Annotated in this window: 20 protein-coding genes and 1 riboswitch; of the genes, 6 read left to right on the plus strand and 14 right to left on the minus strand. The window is 44.9% G+C overall.

Annotation, left to right across the window (positions count from 1 at the left end; translation table 11 throughout):
* Positions 1-184: 184 nt before the first annotated feature.
* The 4 genes from QO189_RS04485 to QO189_RS04500 form a co-directional block, all read right to left on the minus strand.
* Positions 185-1,165: a uroporphyrinogen-III synthase gene (locus QO189_RS04485; RefSeq protein ID WP_371531700.1), complete on the minus strand. Its 981-nt coding sequence runs from the start codon at positions 1,163-1,165 to the stop codon at positions 185-187.
* A 95-nt stretch (positions 1,166-1,260) separates the two neighbouring features.
* Positions 1,261-2,295: a hydroxymethylbilane synthase gene (gene hemC / locus QO189_RS04490; RefSeq protein WP_371531701.1), complete on the minus strand. Its 1,035-nt coding sequence runs from the start codon at positions 2,293-2,295 to the stop codon at positions 1,261-1,263.
* 203 nt (positions 2,296-2,498) lie between these two features.
* Positions 2,499-3,236 carry a LytR/AlgR family response regulator transcription factor gene (locus tag QO189_RS04495; protein WP_371531702.1) on the minus strand — a complete coding sequence of 246 codons (738 nt, stop codon included), beginning with the start codon at positions 3,234-3,236 and terminating at the stop codon, positions 2,499-2,501.
* Between the two features lie 245 nt (positions 3,237-3,481).
* Complete coding sequence (locus QO189_RS04500; RefSeq protein ID WP_371531703.1) at positions 3,482-4,507, minus strand: histidine kinase; 1,026 nt, start codon at positions 4,505-4,507, stop codon at positions 3,482-3,484.
* Between the two features lie 239 nt (positions 4,508-4,746).
* Between QO189_RS04500 and argH the strand changes: the two genes are divergently transcribed.
* Positions 4,747-6,120, plus strand: a complete 1,374-nt coding sequence (argH, locus tag QO189_RS04505) for an argininosuccinate lyase (RefSeq protein WP_371531792.1) — start codon at positions 4,747-4,749, stop codon at positions 6,118-6,120.
* 401 nt (positions 6,121-6,521) lie between these two features.
* On the plus strand, positions 6,522-6,812 hold the full coding sequence (locus QO189_RS04510) for an oxidative damage protection protein (protein WP_062843543.1): 291 nt from the start codon (positions 6,522-6,524) through the stop codon (positions 6,810-6,812).
* 81 nt (positions 6,813-6,893) lie between these two features.
* Here QO189_RS04510 and phoU read toward each other — a convergent pair whose 3' ends face one another.
* The 5 genes from phoU to pstS form a co-directional block, all read right to left on the minus strand.
* The gene (phoU, locus tag QO189_RS04515) at positions 6,894-7,676 is read right to left on the minus strand and encodes a phosphate signaling complex protein PhoU (protein WP_201601702.1); all 783 of its coding nucleotides are present in this window, start codon (positions 7,674-7,676) and stop codon (positions 6,894-6,896) included.
* 122 nt (positions 7,677-7,798) lie between these two features.
* Positions 7,799-8,635: a phosphate ABC transporter ATP-binding protein PstB gene (pstB, locus tag QO189_RS04520; RefSeq protein ID WP_265089540.1), complete on the minus strand. Its 837-nt coding sequence runs from the start codon at positions 8,633-8,635 to the stop codon at positions 7,799-7,801.
* 161 nt (positions 8,636-8,796) lie between these two features.
* Positions 8,797-9,702, minus strand: a complete 906-nt coding sequence (gene pstA, locus QO189_RS04525) for a phosphate ABC transporter permease PstA (RefSeq protein ID WP_371531704.1) — start codon at positions 9,700-9,702, stop codon at positions 8,797-8,799.
* Positions 9,703-9,763: 61 nt separating this feature from the next.
* On the minus strand, positions 9,764-10,717 hold the full coding sequence (pstC, locus tag QO189_RS04530; protein WP_201601698.1) for a phosphate ABC transporter permease subunit PstC: 954 nt from the start codon (positions 10,715-10,717) through the stop codon (positions 9,764-9,766).
* A gap of 206 nt (positions 10,718-10,923) precedes the next feature.
* Positions 10,924-12,096 (minus strand): phosphate ABC transporter substrate-binding protein PstS, encoded by a 1,173-nt coding sequence (gene pstS / locus QO189_RS04535; RefSeq protein WP_201601696.1) that lies wholly within the window; start codon positions 12,094-12,096, stop codon positions 10,924-10,926.
* Positions 12,097-12,388: 292 nt separating this feature from the next.
* Positions 12,389-12,544: riboswitch (TPP riboswitch) on the plus strand.
* A gap of 248 nt (positions 12,545-12,792) precedes the next feature.
* Here pstS and thiC point away from each other — a divergent pair.
* Complete coding sequence (thiC, locus tag QO189_RS04540) at positions 12,793-14,889, plus strand: phosphomethylpyrimidine synthase ThiC (RefSeq protein WP_371531705.1); 2,097 nt, start codon at positions 12,793-12,795, stop codon at positions 14,887-14,889.
* A gap of 93 nt (positions 14,890-14,982) precedes the next feature.
* Here the strand turns inward: thiC and QO189_RS04545 are convergent, their stop codons facing one another.
* Positions 14,983-15,873 carry a fructose bisphosphate aldolase gene (locus tag QO189_RS04545; protein ID WP_371531706.1) on the minus strand — a complete coding sequence of 297 codons (891 nt, stop codon included), beginning with the start codon at positions 15,871-15,873 and terminating at the stop codon, positions 14,983-14,985.
* Positions 15,874-16,050: 177 nt separating this feature from the next.
* A complete protein-coding gene (locus tag QO189_RS04550; RefSeq protein ID WP_371531707.1) occupies positions 16,051-16,899 on the minus strand; it encodes an EamA/RhaT family transporter in 849 nt (282 codons plus the stop codon).
* Between the two features lie 358 nt (positions 16,900-17,257).
* On the opposite strand from QO189_RS04550, the gene QO189_RS04555 reads away from it, so the two are divergent.
* From QO189_RS04555 to QO189_RS04565, 3 genes are read left to right on the plus strand one after another with little or no spacing between them, the layout of a single operon-like run.
* The gene (locus tag QO189_RS04555) at positions 17,258-19,171 is read left to right on the plus strand and encodes an ABC transporter ATP-binding protein (protein WP_371531708.1); all 1,914 of its coding nucleotides are present in this window, start codon (positions 17,258-17,260) and stop codon (positions 19,169-19,171) included.
* Between the two features lie 37 nt (positions 19,172-19,208).
* Entirely contained in the window at positions 19,209-20,099 is an 891-nt protein-coding gene (locus QO189_RS04560) for an alpha/beta fold hydrolase (RefSeq protein ID WP_371531709.1), read from the plus strand.
* A gap of 20 nt (positions 20,100-20,119) precedes the next feature.
* Positions 20,120-20,737, plus strand: a complete 618-nt coding sequence (locus tag QO189_RS04565) for an alpha-ketoglutarate-dependent dioxygenase AlkB (protein WP_371531710.1) — start codon at positions 20,120-20,122, stop codon at positions 20,735-20,737.
* Positions 20,738-20,769: 32 nt separating this feature from the next.
* Here QO189_RS04565 and QO189_RS04570 read toward each other — a convergent pair whose 3' ends face one another.
* The 3 genes from QO189_RS04570 to QO189_RS04580 all read right to left on the minus strand — a co-directional run bounded on the left by QO189_RS04570 (position 20,770) and on the right by QO189_RS04580 (position 23,767).
* Positions 20,770-21,654: an EcsC family protein gene (locus QO189_RS04570; RefSeq protein ID WP_371531711.1), complete on the minus strand. Its 885-nt coding sequence runs from the start codon at positions 21,652-21,654 to the stop codon at positions 20,770-20,772.
* Positions 21,655-21,818: 164 nt separating this feature from the next.
* A complete protein-coding gene (locus QO189_RS04575; RefSeq protein ID WP_371531712.1) occupies positions 21,819-22,844 on the minus strand; it encodes an NADP-dependent oxidoreductase in 1,026 nt (341 codons plus the stop codon).
* Between the two features lie 167 nt (positions 22,845-23,011).
* Complete coding sequence (locus tag QO189_RS04580) at positions 23,012-23,767, minus strand: endonuclease/exonuclease/phosphatase family protein (RefSeq protein WP_371531713.1); 756 nt, start codon at positions 23,765-23,767, stop codon at positions 23,012-23,014.
* Positions 23,768-23,866 lie beyond the last annotated feature (99 nt).

The following is a 23,866-nucleotide window of genomic DNA, read 5'->3' on the forward strand; positions in this document are numbered from 1 at the left end:
GAAATTATGAAACTAGGGCCTGTCCCCAATTCGAACGTTGGTCACTAAATGGGCTAAAAATGGCTAAATCTTTGACAAACAGCGTCAAATAGCTGGTCAATATCTCGATATTGTCTTCACTACTTTCCTTGTTTGCCTATGATTTATCTCATTTTTATCACCATTTTTAAAATAGGGACACGCCCTAAGTATTGGCAGTAATAGCTGATAGAATGGTGTCTGGTGCCAAATCTTCTACACGCCAATAGCTCAGGCGCTGCGCTGCAACCATATTTGCTAAGCGCTCCCCCAATACGACATAAGAAAAGTCGGCTAGTGTGAGTGGCAAATTATCTCTTGCATCACTCATTATGTCATTACTACGTTTTGGTTCTGACATTTTTTCTTTTGCACCTTGGACGATGCTCGTCCAATGCTCAAAAGCAGCGCCACTACTCACGACGACGATAGGTTTTTTCGCGGTATCCGCTATTTTATGATACGAATGAAAATCTTTTTGCCACTGCTGATACTGAGTCGTTGCCTCGGTAGGCATCGAGCGCTCATACCACGCAATACTATCGATATGTACACCGCGTGCTTGTAAGGTATCGACCAATAAGCGTCGTCCGCCCAGTCCGCGCCATATCAGCAGCTTATCACCCGCCTGTAAACGCTCTATTTCAGGCATTGCTAGCATACCTTCATTATTGGCAACTTCAGGCTGTCGCACTTGGTAGTTTGCCGCGTCTATATTGGCTTGAGTCAATGCCGTAGCGGTTGCTTGACCCACTGCAATGATTTGACTTGGTGCTACCAAAACTTCAGAAGCTATATTGGCTGCTTTATTGTCCGCTTTCGCATGACTACTATCGTCATGCTCACTGTGCACAAGTGACTGCCAAACATTCAATCCCGAAGTGGCCGCCGTTGGGCTTACGATGACCAGAGCCTTATATTCACCTGCTAGCCACGCACGCATCAGTGTTAGGTCGTCGTCAGTTGTTGGACGCGGTTGCAACGTCAACATCGGTATCTCAACCACCGTGAATCCTGCTGCTTGCAAATGACTCGTTAATGGCGCAGCGCGTGCTATCGGTCGTGTATTGATGACAATTTTTGGCACTGACCCATCAGTCGATTGATTTTTATGAGTATACCTAGCTTTAGTTGACGTTGATGACATAGATGTACCACGACAAAAGGCTTGTAGAATGGACTGAATCATCGACCAAACATTGGATATGTGGATCAATGACTCAGTATGACAAAGCGAATACGTTACTCAGCGTGATAAATCGCTGACAAGATAGAACCTGCACCATCAGCAAGTAGTATATTGGCAACATCAATACCGAGCTGATTTGCCTGCGCCTCTTGCTCGTCTTGTGTACCAACCAATGTCACTCGCTTTTCTGCTTTTAACAGCTTACTACCATCCGCTTGACCCACTCGACCACGTAACCACAATACATTGCCGTTATCGTTATTGCCGTTTTCACCATTGTCATCGTTATTAGCGCTAGTTTCATCAGCCATTTGCAACACTGCGTAGGCTGCAATCGGGACTTGGCAGCCGCCCTCCAAGTGGCGGTTCAGCGCGCGCTCAGCGATAAGGCGAATACGCGCTTTATCATCGTTCAGCGGTGCTAATAGTTTTAACACCTCGACATCACCTTCACGGCACTCAATGGCTAACGCACCTTGACCGACTGCGGGCAAGCAGGCATCAATATCTAGCTGCCCACGTATCCGCTCATCTAATTCAATACGCTGCAAGCCACTGGTCGCCAAGATAATGGCATCATAATCACCAGCATCTAATTTGCCCAAACGCGTACCAACATTACCGCGCAAGGTTTTGATCTGTAGATCTGGGCGGTAGGCTTTGATCTGACATTGACGACGCAAACTTGAGGTTCCAACAACTGCGCCTTGCGGCAATTCATCAATACTATTATAAGTATTTGAGACAAAAGCATCAGTTGGTGAAGCACGCTTACAGTAGACACCTAGCGTCAAGCCTTCAGGCAGCTGCATCGGTACGTCCTTTAGCGAATGTACCGCAATATCTGCTTGCTTGTCATACAATGCTTGCTCAAGCTCTTTGACAAATAAACCCTTACCGCCAATTTTGGCCAAAGGTGTGTCCAAAATCTTGTCACCCTTAGTGACAATTTTTAGTAACTCAATTGTCAACTCAGGATAGAGCGCCAATAAGCGATCACGAATATGCTCCGCTTGCCATAGAGCCAAAGGACTCTGACGCGTGGCGATGGTTAATGTAGTCAAAGCAGGTTGCTGCGGATTGCTCATAAAGGGCCTCAATAAATTCGATACTATAATCTCAATGCTACAATGTCAGTGCCAAGTTGGTGCTAAGCGGGTGGGAAAACTTGCCACAAAAAATGGTCGACTCACATCAGAGATAGTAAAAGCTGGCGCAAAAAATACCCCTATTTAAGCATAAATAAGGGTTTGATGATATGGGATGATTATGTCGCTCTGAAAACATCCTATTACATGCTTTGAATTTTGTCACGTAAGGCTGGCAGATGACGACGACTCACGGCTAACGTCTCATCAATTCCTTTAAAACGTATCTGATATTGTCCAGCGTCTAGGGTTTCTAAAAAATCTAAAAAGTTCAGATTGATAATGGCGTTGCGATGCACACGGAACAAACGATCGTCAAACTCTCGCTCTAGCTCTTTTAGGGTCTCATCAATCAATACAATGCCATCTTTGTGACGTACTTTGACGTATTTTTGATCTGCCGCAAAATAATAGATATCTTTAAGTTTAATCAGCTCTACACCGCGGTGAGTACGAGCAGCAATATGCTCGCGTATCGGACGCGCCGTTGGATTTGCAAGCTTGCGAATTTCATTCAATTGCGCCGCGTTTAGGTTTTTTGCTTTGTTCAGTGCTTCTAATAGCTCGTCTTTGTTTGCCGGCTTCAACAGATAACCGATTGCATTGGCTTTTAGTGCCGCTATCGCATAATGATCGTAAGCGGTGACAAATATAATGGCTGGTGGATGATCAAGTTTGTCCAGCTCTTTGGCACAGCGCACCCCATCCATCTCAGGCATACGAATGTCTAATAATATAATGTCAGGCTGCTGAGTTTTTACGGCGACAATAGCTTCTGCCCCTGTGGTAGCTTGAGCAACCACCTCATGACCTGACTCCTGTACGATTCTGACCAAACGCTCACGCGCTAAAGGCTCATCATCACAAACTACGATACGCATGTAAACTCCCACCTCAAATTCTACTGAATATGTTTCGATGGTATGACGAATGTACTGGCCAGTTCAATATGGTGAAATTTTCTGCATCATATTTTTTTATAGTAACCACTCATTGTCAATAATTGCCGGATAAAAATTGCAATAACCATGTAGATATAAAAGATAATGCAATAAATATGCCATAACATATTACTATGAGAACATAGTGTCTAAGAACATCATAAAAAATGGCAAAAGAGGAAAGATTATAAGCTGACATCTTGTAAGGGATAGTCAATAATGGTAGTGATGTGGTTACCAGTAACCGTGCTTTGAATATCAGCACTTTGGCCAAAGTACGCGCGTAATCGATCCGCTTGAATATAAAAATTCATATGCTGACGCAAATCATGGTTAATGATTAAGGTCTTTTTGGGAAGTTCAACGTCGATCTGAATAGTCACTCTGTGCTGCTGCCAAGTGACTTTAATATTAAAATAAATGGTTTCAGTGGTCATCTCAACCACATTGAGTAGCATTTTCTCCAACACGCTTTGTAAGGTTAACGCCGTAATCACCATGTCATACATGATATCTTCATCAGGCAAATCCCAATGGACCTCGAGTTTGTCTGCCAAACGACTAGACTCAATCGCTAAATAATGCTCACATAGCGCCACTTCTTCTTCAAAACTAATCTCACGTTCACCGCTAAAACTGGCTCGATATAAGACCGAAACGTTTTGTAATAAAGCAGAGGCTTTTGGTGGATCAGACTCAATGAGTGAGACCAGTGTGTTGATAGTATTAAAGAAAAAATGAGGGGCAGTGCGAGCTTTGATTAAGTCATTTTGTGCGGTCAACTTGTATTCAAACGACAGCTTGAGCGCATTAAGCTCACGGTGGCTACGCAAAAAGTACAGCAAAAACACAATGGTAAAACCGCCCGTCAGTACGGTATTGAAGAACAAATTGGTCATAAAAGTTTGACGGTTATATTCCATCAAACCCATATTGATCAAAATTAAAACCACCAAAGTCATAGAAACTGTAGCGGCAAACATCATTAGCATGACGATACGCACACTTACACTAGGTATACTGGCATTTTTGAAAACAGGACGTAGATAATCTACCAAATATAGCGATGGAATAACAGTCAGTGCATTCTGTAGCACTCGAGAAAAAAACTTGATAATAAAATCAGACCAACTTGACAGACCATGACGCTCAATCACCGTGAGAAACAGTGACCAAAAAGCAATATATGTCAGCCACTGCCAAGGCCTCATGATCTCCATGAGTTTTGGAATAAAAAACTCTAAGCGCTTAGCTAGTAAGGCAACCTCATCATTTGCTATACTCGAGTTCTTATTCTCTTGACTTGTCTTGTACCGATATGAACGCCAATTCTTCAAACCTTAGTAATCCCGAATCAAGTAAAAGTTCATCTGTTGCTGATTCTAGCACGAATGTCTCAGTAACAAACAAAGATGCACAAAATAGCCCTGCCAGCACTCAGGGCCAGCAGATGTGGGGCGGACGCTTCAGTGAAGCGACAGACAGCTTCGTGGCTGCCTTTACCGCATCTGTTGACTTCGACCAACGTTTTGCTCGTCACGATATTCAAGGGTCGATTGCCCATGCAACGATGCTCAAAGAATGCGATATCTTGACTGCTGATGAAGTATCTACCATTATCGACGGTCTTCATCAAGTATTACAAGAGATCGAAGCAGGCGAGTTTAACTGGTCAATCGCCCTCGAAGACGTGCACATGAATGTCGAATCACGCCTCACTGATATTATAGGCGCTGTTGGCAAAAAACTACATACAGGGCGTAGCCGTAACGATCAGGTCGCGACTGACATTCGTTTGTGGTTGCGTGAAGAAACCGATAACATTATCGAACTACTCGTACGCTTACAAAGCGGCTTGCTTGATCTGGCTGATCAACATACTGATACTATTATGCCTGGTTTTACGCATTTACAAACCGCACAGCCTGTCAGCTTTGGTCATCATGTAATGGCGTGGTTTGAGATGTTGTATCGCGATACCGAGCGCTTGGTTGACGCCCGTCGCCGTATCAACCAGATGCCCCTTGGTAGCGCCGCACTCGCTGGCACGACGTTCCCGATCGATCGTACCATCACCGCTGAGCTATTGGGTTTTGAAGGTATTTGTCAAAACTCGCTAGATGCGGTCTCAGATCGTGACTTTGCGATTGAGTTCACCTCAGCTGCCTCTATTCTTATGATGCACATGTCACGTATGAGCGAAGAGATTATTCTGTGGATGTCAGCGCAGTTCAACTTTGTGCAGATACCAGATCGCTTCTGTACTGGCTCATCAATCATGCCACAAAAGAAAAACCCAGACGTGCCTGAGTTGGTACGCGGTAAAGCGGCACGTGTCTTTGGTCAGCTGATGACATTACTCAGCCTGATGAAAAGCCAGCCACTCGCCTACAACAAAGACAACCAAGAAGATAAAGAGCCTTTGTTTGACTGTGTCGATACACTGACAGGCTCACTACTTGCCTTTGCTGATATGCTACCTAACATTGTTCCAAACAAAGAAAGTATGCGTGCTGCGACAATGAAAGGCTATGCCACTGCTACCGACTTAGCAGATTATCTGGTACGTCAAGGCGTTGCATTCCGTGATGCGCATGAAGTCGTGGGTAATGCGGTTGCACTGGGCATCAAAGAAGGCGTTGATCTCAGTGACTTGTCATTGGCACAATTGCAGCAATTCAGCGATGCCATCGGTGATGATGTCTTTGACTATCTCACGCTAGAAGGCTCACTAGCAGCCCGTGACCATTTGGGCGGTACTGCACCAAACCAAGTCAAGCAAGCAGTAGTCAACGGCCGTGCTCGCTTAAAAGCCTTTGCCTAATCAGACTGTTTTGAGACAAAGCTAACTTATCGCTATATATCTGACACCCGCTATTGACGCGGGTGTTTTTTATTTATAGTCAATCCCCTATAAAAGAGCTACCGCGTTAACCTCACTTGAAGTATCACAGTTACATCTGCGCTCGGTTGCCTTGTATCTCTTTTAAACTGAATTAACTATAACTTATTATCAGCTACCCGCCCTTTTTCGCGCTTGTTCTGTCTGCATGATATGAAACGATAAATCAGAATAAAGGTAAGACCTACTGATAACATCCTGTAGATTTGTGTCTGTTTAATAAGAGACACGAGATACCCTTTGCTAAATTGACCAAGACCGTTATCATAGGCTCATATCATTACTCAAATTCACCACTTAATAGAATAAATAAGGAACACCTGATGACTGAGACTTTTAACCCCCAAGCCAATACCGTGTTTTGCCGCAAATATAAGCAAGAACTGCCAAAAATGCCGCATCCACCCTTCCCTAATAAAAAAGGCCAAGAGCTGCAAGAAACCGTATCTGACAAGGCATGGAAAGAGTGGCTAGAACATCAAACCATGCTCATCAATGAGAACCATTTGAGCATGATGGATCCTGAAGCCAAAAAATTCTTAACCGAGCAGCGTGATAAGTTTTTGGATAATGAAGACTATGAGCGCGCCCAAGGCTGGACACCAGAAAGCTAGTCTTAGCTCACGCCATAGCCATAAAAAACGCGCTTACTAGAGCGCGTTTTTTGATGATAAGACGGTAGCATTTGGGCGCTATCAGTCGTCATTACTCTCTAGTGATTCAAAGTCAGCGACTGACATCGTGCTCACTTGGCGAGCAGCCAAACGATCATTGGCTTCTTGCACCGCTTTTTCGACCATGGCGTAGTCTGAATGGCGTACATCTTGACCACTGATATAGTTAATAACCAGCTCGGCCACGTTTTGTGCATGATCACCAATACGTTCAAGCGAGCGCAAAATCCACATGATATTGATGACCTTTGAGACTTGTCTTGAGTCTTCCATGATATAAGTCATCAACGCGCGAATGGCCGACTGGTATTCGTTATTGACCACACTGTCATTGCGCATGACTTCAAACGCTTGCTCAGCATTCGATTGACTAAAGGCTTCTAGCGCGTTGTTGAGCATCAGTCTTACCTGATTACTCAAGTGCTGTACCTCAGCATAGCCGTAAGACGATTTGCCTTGTGCCGCGATTCTGTTTGCCATTTTTGCGATTTTTACGGCTTCATCACCAATACGCTCCAAATCTACCACGCCTTTACTGATCGACATGACTAAACGCAAATCTCCTGCGGCAGGTTGACGCTTAGCAACCAACAATAAGATATGTTCATCGAGCTCAACCTCCATTCGGTTGATATCAAAGTCCATCTCGATGACCTCTTGCGCCAGTGTCTCGTCTCTATCAATAAGTGCATGAATCGCTTTGGCCACTTGGTTGGCAGCACTATCACCCATGTATAAGAACAAACGGATGGCTTCATCAAGATCTTGGTCAAAACTTTTGGAGATATGCTTATCACTTTGCATAAGAGGGATTCCCTGAAATCTATATTTTGGTGACGCGATGTGCTTATTGAGTAATACAAATCGGCTAAAAGTATCCTATCCGGCACTCTATTTGAACCGACTTCAGTACTAATTAATCAGCCCTAGCCATAGCGACCAGTAATATAATCTTCTGTCGCGGTTTGGGTCGGTTTGGTAAAGATCTGATCGGTCTCACCCATCTCGATCATATCGCCCAGATACATATAGACGGTATAGTCTGATACCCGCGCCGCTTGCTGCATGTTGTGGGTGACGATGGCGATGGTATAGTCGTTTTTGAGATCTTCTATCAGATCTTCGATAGCGCCTGTCGAGATCGGGTCAAGTGCAGACGTTGGCTCATCGAGCAGCAATACTTCAGGTTTGGTCGCGACACTACGGGCGATACACAGACGCTGCTGCTGACCACCTGATAATGACAGACCTGATGCTTTTAGTTTGTCTTTTACTTCTGGCCACAATGCTGATTTTTTTAGTGCCCACTCCACACGCTCATCCACTTCGCTTTTGCTGAGCTTTTCATAGAGTTTGACGCCAAAGGCAACATTGTCATAGATAGACATCGGGAACGGCGTTGGCTTTTGAAACACCATACCGACTTGCGCGCGTAGCAAGTTGACATCGACGTCTTTGCCTAAGATGTTTTTACCATCAAGGTTGATAGCACCCTCTGCACGCATCCCTGGATAGAGATCATACATACGGTTAAAAGTACGTAGTAGCGTCGATTTACCACAACCTGACGGACCGATAAAGGCGGTCACTTTCTTTTCTGCGATATCAATATTGATGTTTTTTAATGCCTGAAAATCATCATAATAAAAGTTAAGATCGCGAACTTCCATTTTTGCTTTAGGCATATTTTTGGGAATATCATGAATACTTTGCTTATTAAACTCAGCAGTATTTGGTTGCTGTGATTGCGAGCTTTTAGACATGGTTCTATTTAACAGGCTGTCTGTTGCATTATTAAAGCGATCAGCAGTCGTTTCTGTGCGGACCTTGCTTGCGACATCATTCATAATATTATCCAACCTAGCTTAGTGTATTTCATATAAGTATAAGTAAATGCTTGGTATCTATGCAGCAATATCGGTCTTTATTTGACCTGACCTCGATTGCCGATAAATCTTGCCAGAATATTCAATACCAAGACAGATGCTGTAATCAGCAGCGCTGCTGCCCACGCCAATGTATGCCAATTATCATAAGGACTCATCGCAAACTGATAAATGGTATTGGGTAAGTTGGCAATCGGCTGACCCATGTCGGTACTGAAGTACTGGTTGTTCAGCGCCGTAAATAGCAACGGTGCTGTCTCACCAGTGATGCGAGCAAATGCCAATAACACCCCTGTCGTCAATCCCGCTTTGGCAGCTTTGACCGTCACTTGCGTGACCATTTTCCACTTGGGTGTACCAAGTGCATAAGCGGCTTCACGCAAGCTATTGGGCACCAGATTCAGCATGTTTTCAGTGGTACGTACGACAACTGGGATGACAATCAGTGCCAATGCCAATGCGCCTGCCCAACCAGAGAAACTTTCGCCTTTTACCATTAAAGCATATATAAACAGACCAATGACAATTGATGGTGCTGATAACAAGATATCGTTCAAGAAACGGGTCACTTTGCCAAGCATGCTGCCTTTAGAAAACTCAGATAAATAAATACCAGTCATCAGGCCAATAGGCGCACCAATAAATAATCCTGAAAACGCCAACATTACCGAACCGACGATCGCATTGCGTAAACCACCCGGGCTCATAGGCGGCGGTGTATCAGCGGTAAAGATTGGCAGCTCTACCATCCCTTGAAAGCCTTCAACAAACAGTGTCACCAAAATCCATGACAACCAGAATAGACCAAACACCATCGCTGACATGGCAAAGCCTAAACCCAGCTTGTTGGTCCAGCGGCGCTTGTTGTACAAGCTTTTGTTATAACGCCCAGCACTGCTTGGCTTCGTAGACATTGGCGCATTCATCACATTGTTTGCAGGCATACTATTTATTTCCCATATCTTTTATCAATATCTATCAAGGTCTCATAAGTCCTTCTCAGACTTATCGATTACCTGCTTTGTGATCCATGCGCATGAGCATCAATTTGGCCAAAGACAGTACAATGAAGGTGATGACAAACAAGATTAAGCCTAGATGTAGTAAAGATGCCAAATGTAGCTCGCTCGACGCTTCGGCAAACTCGTTGGCCAATGCCGAGGTGATGGTCACACCAGAAGTAAATAGGCTTGGGCTGATATTGAACGCATTACCGATTAAGAAGGTCACTGCCATCGTCTCACCCAATGCACGACCAAGACCCAAGATTACGCCACCAACGACACCAGCTTTGGTATAAGGCAGAATAATCTTGAACATGACTTCCCATGTCGTCGCACCCATACCGTAAGCGGATTCTTTGAGTAGATCTGGCACGACAGAGAAGACATCACGCATGGTGGCCGCGATAAAAGGAATAATCATGATGGCAAGTACTAACGATGCGGTAAACATCCCTAGTCCCATGGGCGCGCCTGTAAACAGCTTACCGATGATCGGTAGCGGGCCAACATGCTCGATAAACCATGGCTGAATATGCTCACCAAAGAAAGGCGCAAATACGAACAAGCCCCACATACCATAAATGATAGAAGGAATACCTGCCAATAGCTCAATGGCAATACCAAGTGGTTTTTTGAGGAACTTTGGGCACATTTCGGTCAAAAATATCGCGATACCAAAACTGACTGGCACAGCGATAGCGATGGCGATGAATGACGTCACTAAGGTGCCATAAATAGGCGCGAGTGCCCCGTACTCATTGGCGACCGTATCCCAATTATTACTGGTATAAAACCCCAAACCAAACTCTTGAATACTCGGCCATGCCCCAACAATAAGAGACACCAAAATGCCCCCTAAAGATAGGAGGACGAGTATGGCAAACGCTTTGGTAGAGTTGACAAATAAAGCGTCGTAACGTTTTTGTTTAGCCAGTTGGGACCTTAAGTCTGTCATAAGTGTCTCAGCATTGAATGGGTGAATTCAAAAAACTAGGATTTTGATTTGGTTTTATCACAACGAACTTGAGCAACCTATCTATCGATATCGTAGTCAGTATCGTGGTCAAATTTGCTGTGATAAAACCTCTCAAACCACTACCGGAGAATAGTGGCTTAAGAGGGAATTAAAGAGATTAGTAAACAATGGCTAGCATCGGGAGATTACTGAGCAGCCTTATAAACTGGCTGACCATCACTACCTTTTACTTCGTTCCATTTCTCTTTAAATAAAGCCACTGCTGTATCAGAGAATGGGACATAATCTAATGCCATGGCATCATCATCACCTTGGGTATAAGCCCAGTCAAAGAAGTTCAACACGCCAGCAACTTGCTGAGGATTCTCTGGTTGCTTGTGTACTAAGATGAAAGTAGCAGCAGCGATCGGCCATGCTTGATCCGTCTCAGAGTTGGTGATGACTTTATAAAAGCCTTCTTGTTGTGACCAGTCGATATCACCAGCGGCTGCAAATGTCTCAGCAGATGGCTGAACAACGTTACCCGCTGCGTTTTTCAATGCCGTGTGTGACATATTGTTTTGTTTGGCGTACGCATACTCAACATAGCCGATAGAGTTTTTCATACGGTTAACATAGCTTGAAACGCCTTCGTTACCTTTACCACCTGCACCAGTCGCAGACGTTGGCCACTTAACCGTTTTATCAACACCAACGGTGTCTTTCCAATCTGGTGACACTTTGGCTAGATAATCTGTGAAGTTAAACGTCGTACCTGAACCATCTGAGCGGAATACTGTGGTAATGGCTGCATCTGGCAAGGTCAAATCTGGGTTCATGGCTTTGATCGCAGGATCATTCCAGTTATTGATTTTACCCAAATAGATATTTGCTAAGGTTTCGCCATCTAATTTCAACTGACCTGGCTCAACACCATCGATGTTAACGATTGGCACAACGCCGCCGATAACGGTTGGGAACTGAATAAGACCAGACTCTTCAAGCTCTTCTGGCGTCAATGGCGCATCAGAAGCACCAAAATCGACGGTTTTTGATTGGATTTGCTTGATACCGCCAGATGAGCCAATCGACTGATAGTTGACTTGGCCGCCAGTAGCAGCGTTATAGTCATAAGACCATTTGGCATAGATAGGCTGCGGGAATGAAGCACCTGCACCCGTGATATTCATTGCGATATTTTCAGCAGATTTAAAACCGGTGTCAGCAGAAGGCGTTGCCTGAGTCTGAGTGGTTGTTTCAGCCGTGGTAGCGGCACTACTGCTAGTATCAGCAGCTGGTTCTGTCGTCTCTGTTGACTTGTTGCACGCCGTAAGCATTAATGTACAACTGACGGCCACTGCTAATAACGAATAACGCATGTAGGACTCCTGAAGTTTAACAACGATATAAAAAAGCATTGTTTGTGATATGCGTGCTATCTTGCCAAATCTTTATGACAGTTTAATGACAACCTCTACAATCTTTCATCCGCTTTACATAATATTCAGATAAGCGCTCTAAGTCTCAGTAATATCAGGTAATTTTGATAACCATTACTAAGAATCTATACTCATAACCATACTGAGTAGCAAACTCAAAGTCTGATGTTTTCATTTAAATATCATTAGCCGTTAACACAGAATTTTGTTAGTATGAAAGGGATTTACAACACTGACAGACTCGGGGTGCGGTGTAGCATTGGCCTACTTTATTAAACGTTTATAGTTAAACATTGATAAAAGTAGCCGCCTATCTACATTCGCTGAGAGATCACCCGCCGAACCTGATGCGGTTAGTACCGACGCAGGGAAGTCTTAAGCACTTTGTTATTGATGACAAAGGACGCGTAGAAATACCTTTTTATCATCGCTATTGTCTAACGATGCATGTCGCATAAGTAGATAACGGGAGAAGATAGAAAGCTGCGTCCACTATTTGATGACCATTAGCCGCGACGATATTTTTTGGCCGCTGTTAGTTGTCGATAATATAAATTTGTCTGAATGATGACTGCTTACCCCCGCAGCTACTGGCGGTGTTGCTTTTATTCAAAAACCAACACGCTAGGACAGCATATGACTATTTCAGACAGCACCTCAATTGCACCGAAAGCCCAAACGCATAACCCAGCCGATAACATTCTTCCTATATCAGACACCAAAGCAGATAAAAAAGCCGACGCATTAAAAACGCCTGCCCACCGCGCTGCCAGTGATGCCCGCTTCGAAGAAGACGCACGCGATCTACATCGTATCCTACCCGCCTCGCGCAAAGTCTATATCGAAGGCTCACGACCGGATATCCAAGTACCGATGCGCGAAATCAGCTTGGCGGATACGCCTGTTGGCGGTACTGGTGATAAAGATGGCGAGCACAATCCGCCTTTTTATGTCTATGATACCTCAGGCGTCTATACCGACCCCAACATCGAGATTGATCTGACCCGCGGTCTACCAAAACTGCGTGAAAACTGGATCGCTGAGCGCGATGATACCGAGCAACTAAGCGGTCTATCTAGCTCATACGGGCAAGCGCGTGCTCGTGATATCAGCACTGCTAACCTCAGGTTTGCTCATATTGACAAACCGCGCCGCGCCAAAGCAGGGCAAAACGTCACGCAGATGTACTACGCGCGCCGAGGCATCATCACCCCTGAGATGGAATATATCGCGATACGTGAGACGCAAAAGCATCATGAACTGACCGATATGCGTCAACATGAGGGTGAGAGCTTCGGTGCCAATACGCCCAAAATTATCACCCCTGAGTTTGTCCGTGATGAAGTGGCGGCTGGACGCGCCATTATCCCCAACAACATCAACCACCCTGAATCTGAACCGATGATCATCGGGCGCAATTTTTTGGTGAAAATCAATGCCAATATCGGTAACTCAGCGCTAGGCTCATCGATTGATGAAGAAGTGTCCAAAATGACGTGGGCAACACGTTGGGGCGCGGATACCATCATGGATTTATCAACGGGCAATCATATTCATGAAACCCGTGAATGGCTAATCCGTAACTCGCCTGTGCCAATTGGTACCGTACCGATTTATCAAGCCTTAGAAAAAGTCGATGGCGTCGCAGAAGATCTGACGTGGGAGATATTCCGTGATACGTTGATCGAGCAGGCTGAGCAAGGTGTGGATTACTTTACCATTCACGCAGGCGTCCTGCTCCGCTATGTACCACTAACTGCAAAACGCCTAACAGGTATCGTCTCACGCGGTGGCTCTATCATGGCGCAGTGGTGTCTGGCACATCATAAAGAGAGCTTTTTGTACACGCATTTCGAAGACATCTGTGAGATTATGAAGCAATACGATGTGGCGTTCAGCCTAGGTGATGGCCTACGCCCCGGCTGCTTGCAAGATGCCAATGATGAGGCGCAGTTCGGTGAGCTACGTACCCTTGGTGAATTGACCAAAGTCGCATGGGAGCATGACGTACAGGTGATGATTGAAGGCCCTGGACACGTGGCGATGAACCGTATCAAAGAAAATATGGACTTGCAGCTTGAGCTGTGTGCTGACGCGCCGTTTTATACCTTGGGACCATTAACGACTGACATCGCACCGGGTTATGACCATATCACCAGTGCGATTGGCGCAGCGATGATTGGCTGGTTTGGTACCGCGATGCTGTGCTATGTCACACCAAAAGAGCACTTAGGCCTACCGAACAAAAAAGATGTCAAAGACGGCATTATCACTTACAAAATTGCCGCGCACGCTGCTGATCTTGCCAAAGGTCATCCCGGTGCGCAGGCGCGTGACAATGCCTTGTCCAAAGCGCGCTTCGAATTCCGCTGGGATGATCAGTTCAATCTAGCGCTCGACCCTGATACCGCACGCGAATATCACGATGAGACCTTGCCAAAAGACGCACACAAATCGGCGCACTTTTGCTCCATGTGTGGTCCGAAATTTTGCTCCATGAAAATCACCCAAAATGTGCGTGAGTATGCAGCAGGTTTGGACAAAGACGCAGTAAATAAAAAAGTCACACCGCAATCAGGCGACTTAAGCGATTCGGATCATTTGATTAAAAAAGTCGACACTGAACTGGTGGGACAAGTTGGAGAAGCCAGTGCTGAAGAAGTCCGACAAGGGATGGCTGAGATGATGGAAAAATACAATAAGGGAGGACGTCAATTATATAAAGAGGTGTAAGTTTTTTAGCTCTCTCGAAGAATAGCTCTACCAAAGAAAAGCCCGAACCTGATAGTCAGGTTCGGGCTTTTTAAGTTTATGTATTTAGTAATATCAAACCTTCGACGCCTGATAAATCTCTTCAATCGACGTATTGATAGTATCAGCAAACTCTTCATCGCTTTGCTGCTTACTCAGCCCTTCGGTAAAGGCGCGCGAGAAGCTGGCAATCATACCCGGGTTTTTTTTGAGCTTCGCGCACGCATCAGTACGGCTGTAACCGCCTGATAGCGCTACTACTTTGAGCACTTTTGGATGGTCAACCAGTTCCTGATAAAACCCTGCTTCTTCGGGCAATGTCAGCTTGAGCATCACTTGCTGATCGTCATTTAAGCGTTCCAGATTACGTAGGATATCGACTTTTAGCAGTACTTCACAATCATGCTTTTGAGCGCTATCAATGTTAACTTCTGGCTCAACGATTGGCATCAAACCTTTTGAGATAATTTGCTTTGCCACATCAAATTGCTGTTGTACAACGAGCTCGATTCCATCGACGTTTGGCTCATAAATGACTGAGCGCATCTTGGTACCAAATACCGGATAGTTTTTTGCTTTGTCTAGCAACAGGTCTAGATTAGGCATCGGCTTCATGACTTGTACGCCGCTCATCTGCTCCGCCAAACCTTTATCTACTTTCAAAAATGGGACGATTTGCTTGTCTTCCCACAAATAGTTGGCGGTCGACTTACCATTGACGTCGCGCTCCATGGTATCTTCAAATAAGATCGCACCAAGCACACGCTCATTGTCAAAACAGTCGCAGGTCATGATACGGGCACGCATCTCATGCACCAAATCGAACATTGCCTCATCACTATCGTATGCTTCACCGCTAATACCATAGTTCTCTAGTGCTTTTGGTGTACTGCCGCCGCTTTGATCGAGCGCTGCGATAAATCCTGAACCGTCTTTTATGCGCTGTAACTGATTGTCGTATTCCATTAAAAGTACATCCTATTTTTATTGAGTGAAGTTGGACATTATAAACCAAGCTTTTTATGACCTATATAAGGTCTGCTATTTGTAGATGACCTTATCATAGGATGATAAGTATGCCTATATAGAAAACGTGACAACATCACTAAAAATTCTACTGAATTCTTCTTTGGACAAAATATCTCATGCTAAAAATAAGACGCCCACACAACATACTGCGAGTAATAGCCCCAATATATTGATGCGATTGAGTCGTTCTTTAAACGCCCCTACACCGATCAATGTCGCCACGGCAATGACACCCACATTCATCCCCGTGAACACAATACTGGGTGAATCATGCAGCATCTGATGAGCTCTGACATAAGCATAAATATTACCCATGTTGAGCGCGCCAAGCAGTAGCCCAGCGACGAGGGCGTCTCTTTGCCAGCGCACCCGAGTAACGAGTAGATAGACGAACAACAATATACCTGCGACACCAAAGCTCACAAATAGTGTCAAAGGAAAAGCGGTGCCCTGCTTGGCAACTTGCTTAAACAAAATATCGATAATGCCGTAACCCGCCCATACACCGAACAACCAGAGCGGTGTGTATTTTGTTTGCTTGGGAGTATCTTGTTGCTGTGGTCGATAAACCAGTGCTCCTAGCGCCAAAAATCCCAGCACCAATCCCAGCACACGAGTACCTGTCAGCACCTCACCAAATAGCAAAAAAGCGGCAATGATCGGAATAATAAGTGATAAGCGCTGGGAGGCATCCGTTGCTACCATTCCCACCGCCTCAATAGCGCGTCCAAGAATGATAAATACTGATGGCAGTAAAATGCCAAGCGCAATGATAATATTCCAAGCATTATCAAGCGCATGTATGGCGCCGACATCAGGATTCAATAAAAACCAAGTCAGTAAAAAAGCGACCGGATAACCCGCGACGATGGTCTGACGAATATCCATTTTCTTTTGGCGCAATATTTTTAAAAGTACTGAGACAGCGACGCTACACAACACCGCAATGGTTAAATACATCATTAACTTCTACCTTTTGGATTTCGATATTGGGTGTTTATTGCTCATATATTGGCGATACAGTGCTAATCAAGTCGCTTTTTATCCAACTGATTTTTGGAGAAATATTATTGTAAAGATAATATTTGAATGTCTAAGGAAGTTGAGGTCTAGAAGGTAACAAAATATATTTTTTACAGCAATCTATTTGTCAATATCTCTACAGCTATCATGCCTATCAACGCCGAATTGATGAATTTCATATTTGGCAAATTACAATTTACTGCATGCCTGATTGCCAAGTTTTGCTAAAATACCCTGCTATTTTATTAACATAAGTAACGACTCAAAACCGCTCTGGTTTGACGTATTATTGCCGCCTATGAACGCTCTATTTCGCTTTTTTGAATCCCGTCTCCCCGCCTTTCCTGAAACGCCCATGCCACTACCTCGTAAGGGGTTATTGAGATTTTTGTGGGCCTGTACGCATGGTTTGCGCGGCTGGCTATTCTTATTTATGATCCTCTCCGCTGGCGTCGGGGTCTATGAAGCCATGCTGTTTGCATGGATTGGTAACTTGGTGGATTGGTTGGGTGCTTATACCCCGCAGACGTTGTGGGCAGAAAAAAGCGATATGCTGCTGCTAATGTTTGCCGTCTTAATCCTCAGTCCATTTTGGATTGCCATGTCTTCCTTGATACATTTTCAGGTCATTCAGGGCGTGTTTCCGATGCAAATGCGATGGCGTTTTCATCGCCGCATGCTCGGACAATCCATGCAGTTTTATCAAGATGAGTTTTCAGGACGTGTCTCAGCAAAGGTAATGCAAACTGCACTTGCGGTGCGTGATACGGTGATGACCATCACGGATATGATGATGTATGTGGTGGTATATTTTGTCACTACTGGGGTGATTTTATTTAATCTGGACAGCTTGCTGCTCATTCCGTTTGCGGTTTGGTTTGTGCTGTTTGGGCTTGCCATGTGGTACTTTATTCCAAAACTCAAACGTACGGCCATTGTGCAAGCGGATGCTCGTGCCTTGATGACTGGGCGCATCACCGATGCTTATGCCAATATCATGACCGTCAAGCTGTTTAGCCACTCGCAGCGCGAACTAGGTTATGCCAAATACGCCATGAATCAGTTTTTGGGCACCGTACACGCACAGATGCGCTGGGTCAGCTATCTTGAGGTGGTCAACCATGCCATCAGTGTGACTTTGATTGGCTCGACTGCAGCTATTGGTGTGTATTTGTGGCAACAGGGCGATGTTGGTGTCGGTGCGATTGCCGCAGCGACTGCTATGGCGCTGCGTTTAAATGGTTTGACACACTGGATCATGTGGCAGACCACCAGCTTGTTTGAGAGTATCGGTACGGTACAAGACGGCATGCGTACGTTATCAGCACCGCAAAAAATCGTCGATAAGCCTAATGCGCAAACATTAACGGTCAGCGATGGTCATATCGTCTTTGATCATGTCGATTTTGGCTATGAAGATGATGCTGGCATTGCTGATGATGAAGGGGCGCGTGTCGATGAGGCAAAAACCGCAGCTACTGCATTGGCAACCAATCGCGTCAAATTGTTAGACGACTTTCATTTGGACATCAAACCAGGTGAAAAAATTGGTCTGGTCGGACGTTCAGGCGCTGGCAAATCAACCTTGGTGAATTTACTACTACGCTTCTTTGATGTCGATAGTGGCAAAATTTGTATTGACGGACAGGCGATTGATGAGGTCACCCAAGAATCTCTGCGTCAGCAAATTGGTATGGTAACCCAAGACACCTCACTGTTGCACCGCACCATTCGTGAAAACATCGCTTATGGTCGCCCAGATGCTACTGACGAAGACATCATTAAAGCTGCAAAACAAGCACAAGCTTGGGACTTTATCAAAGACTTAAGCGATGACAAAGGCAACACTGACCTTGATACTCAGGTCGGTGAGCGCGGCGTCAAACTCTCAGGCGGTCAGCGCCAGCGTATCGCCATCTCCCGCGTAATGCTGAAAAACGCACCAATTTTGCTGCTTGATGAAGCCACGAGTGCCCTTGACTCGGAAATCGAATTTGCCATTACTGAAAGCTTAAACGACATGATGACTGGCAAAACCGTGATTGCCATTGCCCACCGCTTATCAACCATTGCGGCACTAGATCGACTTGTAGTGATGGATAAAGGACGCATCATTGAACAAGGCAGTCACGAGGCACTGCTCGCACGTGATGGCGTCTATGCTAAATTATGGCAACGTCAAAGCGGTGGTTTCTTAGGTGAAGACAACTAAGACCCATCAAAATAAACCACAAGGAAGTGTTTATTTTATGGAAGCATTTACAAACAGCATCAATCTTGATGGTAAAAAAGCACGTTACTATACTCTTAGCTATCTCAATCAGTCAGTTCAAACAGATAACCATCCCCGCACACCCGCGCATTTTTATGGTGGTAATAGTTTCACCGTTGGCACCTATACGCCATTGCTAAATGAGCTGGCGACTGAGTTTGACATCAGCTCCCTTGCCCTGCGTGGCTATTGGTATGACAAACCGCACAGCCGTCGTCTGACGCGTGAGCAAGATGCTGATATGCTCATTGAATTTTTAGAAAAAACACAAGATAAGCCTGTCGTCGGTATCGGACATTCACAAGGCGCAACCGCCACAGCCATGGCAGCAGCCAAACGTCCAGAGCTGTTCTCGCGGCTTTATCTGATAGAGCCTGTCACATTCACTAAAAACCAAGCCCCCTTATATAATCTGTTACCGCGTTCTATCCTACTGAGCCGTGAGCCTTTCAAAAGCACAGTAAATCGGCAATCTACGTGGCCGAGTGTCGATGCTTATTATGAAAACTTGCGTGCGCAGCGTGCTTATAGACGTATCAGTGACGAGCATTTGCAGGTATTTGCCGAACAGAGCTTGAGCAAAAATCCAAATGGAAGCTACAGCTTGATGTTTGCTCCAGAGCAAGAGCTGGCCAACTATTTTGGTGCGCCTCATATCGATGCCGCACTCAAAAAACTGCGCTGTCCTTACACGCTGATTACCGGTAAGCCTACTTTATTCATTAATGATAAGGTAAGACAGCAATGGCAAAAATTTGTGCCTGATAGCAGCATCATCTCATTGCTAGATTATGGTCACCTGCTGCCAATGGAAGCGCCCAAACTGTGTGCTCAGATCATTCAAGAGCACTATCAACGCAGCAAATAATGAGAGATGACTATTAACCTATGACTGACCTTTTTGCGCCTGCACCCACAGATAATATATTGCCCTATGATGGTGATGTAAACGATTTAGGCATAGTCATAGACGATGCCAGTGTCCTCTACAATACATTGCTAAATGAGTTACCTTGGCAATCAGATATGGTGACGTTGTTTGGTAAAACTCATGTGACGACTCGCCAAATTGTCTGGATGGGAGACACGGATGCAGATTACCAGTATTCAGGGCACACGCGACAGACAGTTCCATGGTCAGATATAGTGTTCCACGTGAAACAACATGTAGAAAAAGCGTTAGCAGAAATGGGTATTGTGGCTCACTTCAATACCTGCTTGCTCAACTATTATCCAACTGGCACTGATGGTATGGGCTATCATGCCGATGATGAAAAAGAGCTCGGTCATCAACCAATCATTGCGTCTCTATCCCTTGGTGCCACCCGCAAGTTTGTCTTTAAGCACAGAAAAACCCAAGACAAAGTCGCGCTTTATCTTGAGTCTGGTCAATTAATTGTCATGCACGGTGATACACAAACCTTTTGGAAACATACTATCACTAAAACAAAAACTGTCGATACTGGTCGAATCAGCCTAACATTTCGCCGAATGCTTGCACGCTAAAACTACCATGGTCATGTTGAGTAAACGACTACCTACGCAAGGCGATCTAAAAAACGTTCACGGTAGCATTGATGCGCCGCTTCGCAGACACTGGCCGTATAGCTGGCATTAACACCGCCTGCCACTACTGCACCCACCGCAGGAATGATTTGCGCGGCTTTCGTTTTGACCATATTGGTCGCCACTTTGGTTGCTGTTTGACGCAGTACCCGCGACATGACCTCTTCATTAATCTGATTAAATGCCTGCGTTTCTGGATCTTTAATCATAGCACGGGTATCATCCAGTGCTGCTTTGCGCGCTTCAGCAGAGGCAGAAGTAGCCACCGCCAATAGAGACATAGCAAATAACTGCTCACTTTTATCATTGATATCAAAGCCATAATAAGTCGCATACTCTCCAATGGCACGTAGATTGGCAGTGATAAGACCAACGACGTCGGCAGGAATACCTACCCAGCCAACCACCCCTGTCGTCACGCCTTGCGCACTGGTGAGCGCGACATATTTACTTTTGAACAGTTTGACTTGTTTATCGACAACCGCAATTGGTAGATGTTTGATATCAGAAAGCGTCTTGATTGACGAGCCTTCAATATCAGGCTCTTCTTGATAGCTATCAATAATGTCTTGAGTGTTCAATGTCCAATTGGCAGCATTACTCAAAGTACTGATGGTTTGCTCAGTTGCTTTTTTCAAGGCATCGCCAAATTGCGGCATATCCATTAATGCATCACCTGCCGCGACAAGAGGCGTATTAAGGACCGCAAAAGCTTTATCCAAAACGCCTTTATCAGGATTTTTCCATGCTTCTATCTCCTCACGTACCTGCGCTTCATAGGCGACATGATCCGTTACTTTTTCGTCTGTTTTTTTATTTTCTGTATCTTTATTCTCAATGTCTTTATTCATAGTCATATAACATCCTTTGTTATTACTTCATTTATCAGTGTGTCTCTCACTATCCTACAGCAGACAACATTAGAGAGTAGGCCTGTTGTGTTGTCAGAGACACTATTCTTGTAGAGTTTTATGAAGTACGTAAAGAATCCTATGATTTTTAAAAAACCGGTTAACGCCCCTTATTCAGAAGCAGCAAGGACGATTTTGCCGAATGCATCGCCCTTTTGTAATTCATGATGAGCAGCCACAACCTCAGAGAGTGGATATATTTTTTGGATTTTTAAGATTAATTGACCATCAGCGACTTGCTGTAAAACACGCGACATATCTTGACCACTACGCTGCGCTTTATAACCTGATACTTCTAGATTTTTCTCCTTGCCAGCTTCTTTGAGCTTATCAACCCAAATGGTTGGCAACACATTCACGCGCGCGCCTGATCTGAGCACACTCAGCGCGCGAACACCTGCTTCATCGCCAACTAAGTCAAGCAGCACGTCGGCTTGCAAATCAGAGAACGCTTCGTCTTTGGTATAATCAATCCAGCCTGCCAGCTTGTCGGTATCGATAAGCTCACCGAGCTTGGCATATTTTTCTGGTGAGCAAATAACGGTGACCTTGATATCATCACGACTCACCTTGTCCATTAATAGCTGTATCAGTAAGTGACCGACGCCGCCTGCTGGTGCATTGATTACGACATGCTCACCTGCTTGAATGTCAGCAAAATCTACAAACTGTATCGCCGTTTGTCCGATACATGGCAATGCCCCTGCTTGCTCTAATGTGACACTCTCTGGCACTTTCGCAAGCATTTTGGTGTCTACCGCCACATATTGCGCATAGCAACCACCAGTAAAGGTCAAAGCGGCGACGCGATCTCCAATAGCGAACGCATCGCTATTACTACTGACCACTGTACCTGATACGTCAAACCCTAAAATAGCTGGCTGGTCGTTATCAAATTTTTGTTTTTGGATATTTTCTGCGCCCCAGCCTTTGCCTTGGCGGGTTTTATAATCGACGGGGTTGATACCAGCGTAGGCGACTTTGACCAATACCTGATCGTCCTGTAATTCAGGGATATCGACACCATCCTGATATATCATTACTTCTGGTTCACCGAATTCACGTATCAGCGCAGCGTGCTGGGTATTGGGGAGTTGAGGTTGCTGATTGTTGTTATTAGTAGCTGGCGTTGCCATTGCAGAATATCCTTATATTTTGTTTATTAGGGCATGGTTACTATTTATCTTACGTTAGATGACTATTTCATAAGGGACGATTTTAGTCGATAGTATTTTTGCTAAAAAAATGTTTTAGTCTCGATAGATTATCAAGGCAGCGCATCCGAGCAAATCAACACAAAGTATTATGGCAGCATCAGTTCTGCACTAATCGGCAAATGATCCGACAGTGATGACCACGGCTTTCCACTATGTACCCACGCGTCTTTGACGACCAAATTACGCAGATAGATACGATCTAAACTGAGCACTGGCAGTTTTGCTGGGAATGTCGGTAGTAATTTGCCATGACAATGTTTAAATGCTTCTATCATTCCTAGCTCAGTAGCCAGTTTGTCGCAAGACATTTTTTTCCAATCGTTAAAATCGCCTGCCAAGATGAGCGGTTGATCAGGTGCAATCTCATTTTTTACATAATCGCTGATGGCCTGATATTGCTTGATACGATCGCGCTCAAATAAATTCAGATGCGCACATAACACCACGACTGGGCGCTCCCAACCGATAGGCTGCACTTCACAATGTAGGACGCCGCGCTGCTCCAGCCTATTGACGGTAATATTGACATTGTGTTTTGGGTCTAACGGGAATCGGCTTAATACGGCATTGCCGTGATGACCATTCTCGTATTCTGAATTTTTGCCATAGCTATTTTCTAGATCTAAAAACTCGCCAAACCACTCATGCTGAGACTGGTTGGGATATTCGTTATATTGCATATTACGTTTGAGGTTTTGTCCCTGCACTTCTTGCAAACACAATATATCTGCACCCACAGCTTCTAGCGCTTGAGCAATACCTTGCATTTTCACCTGACGGTTCAGTGGTGACATGCCTTTGTGAATGTTGTAGCTGGTTAAAACAAAAGAGGTGGTAGTCATAAAAAGGTCGATAAGCAAATGAATACTCTACTGAGTATAACAGCAGTCGTATTTATCAGCAGCAGTTAATCAAATATAATCGGTAATCGTCTTGCTAAA

The sequence above is a fragment of the Psychrobacter sp. Arc29 genome (assembly GCF_041431175.1).
Taxonomy (GTDB): Bacteria; Pseudomonadota; Gammaproteobacteria; order Pseudomonadales; family Moraxellaceae; genus Psychrobacter.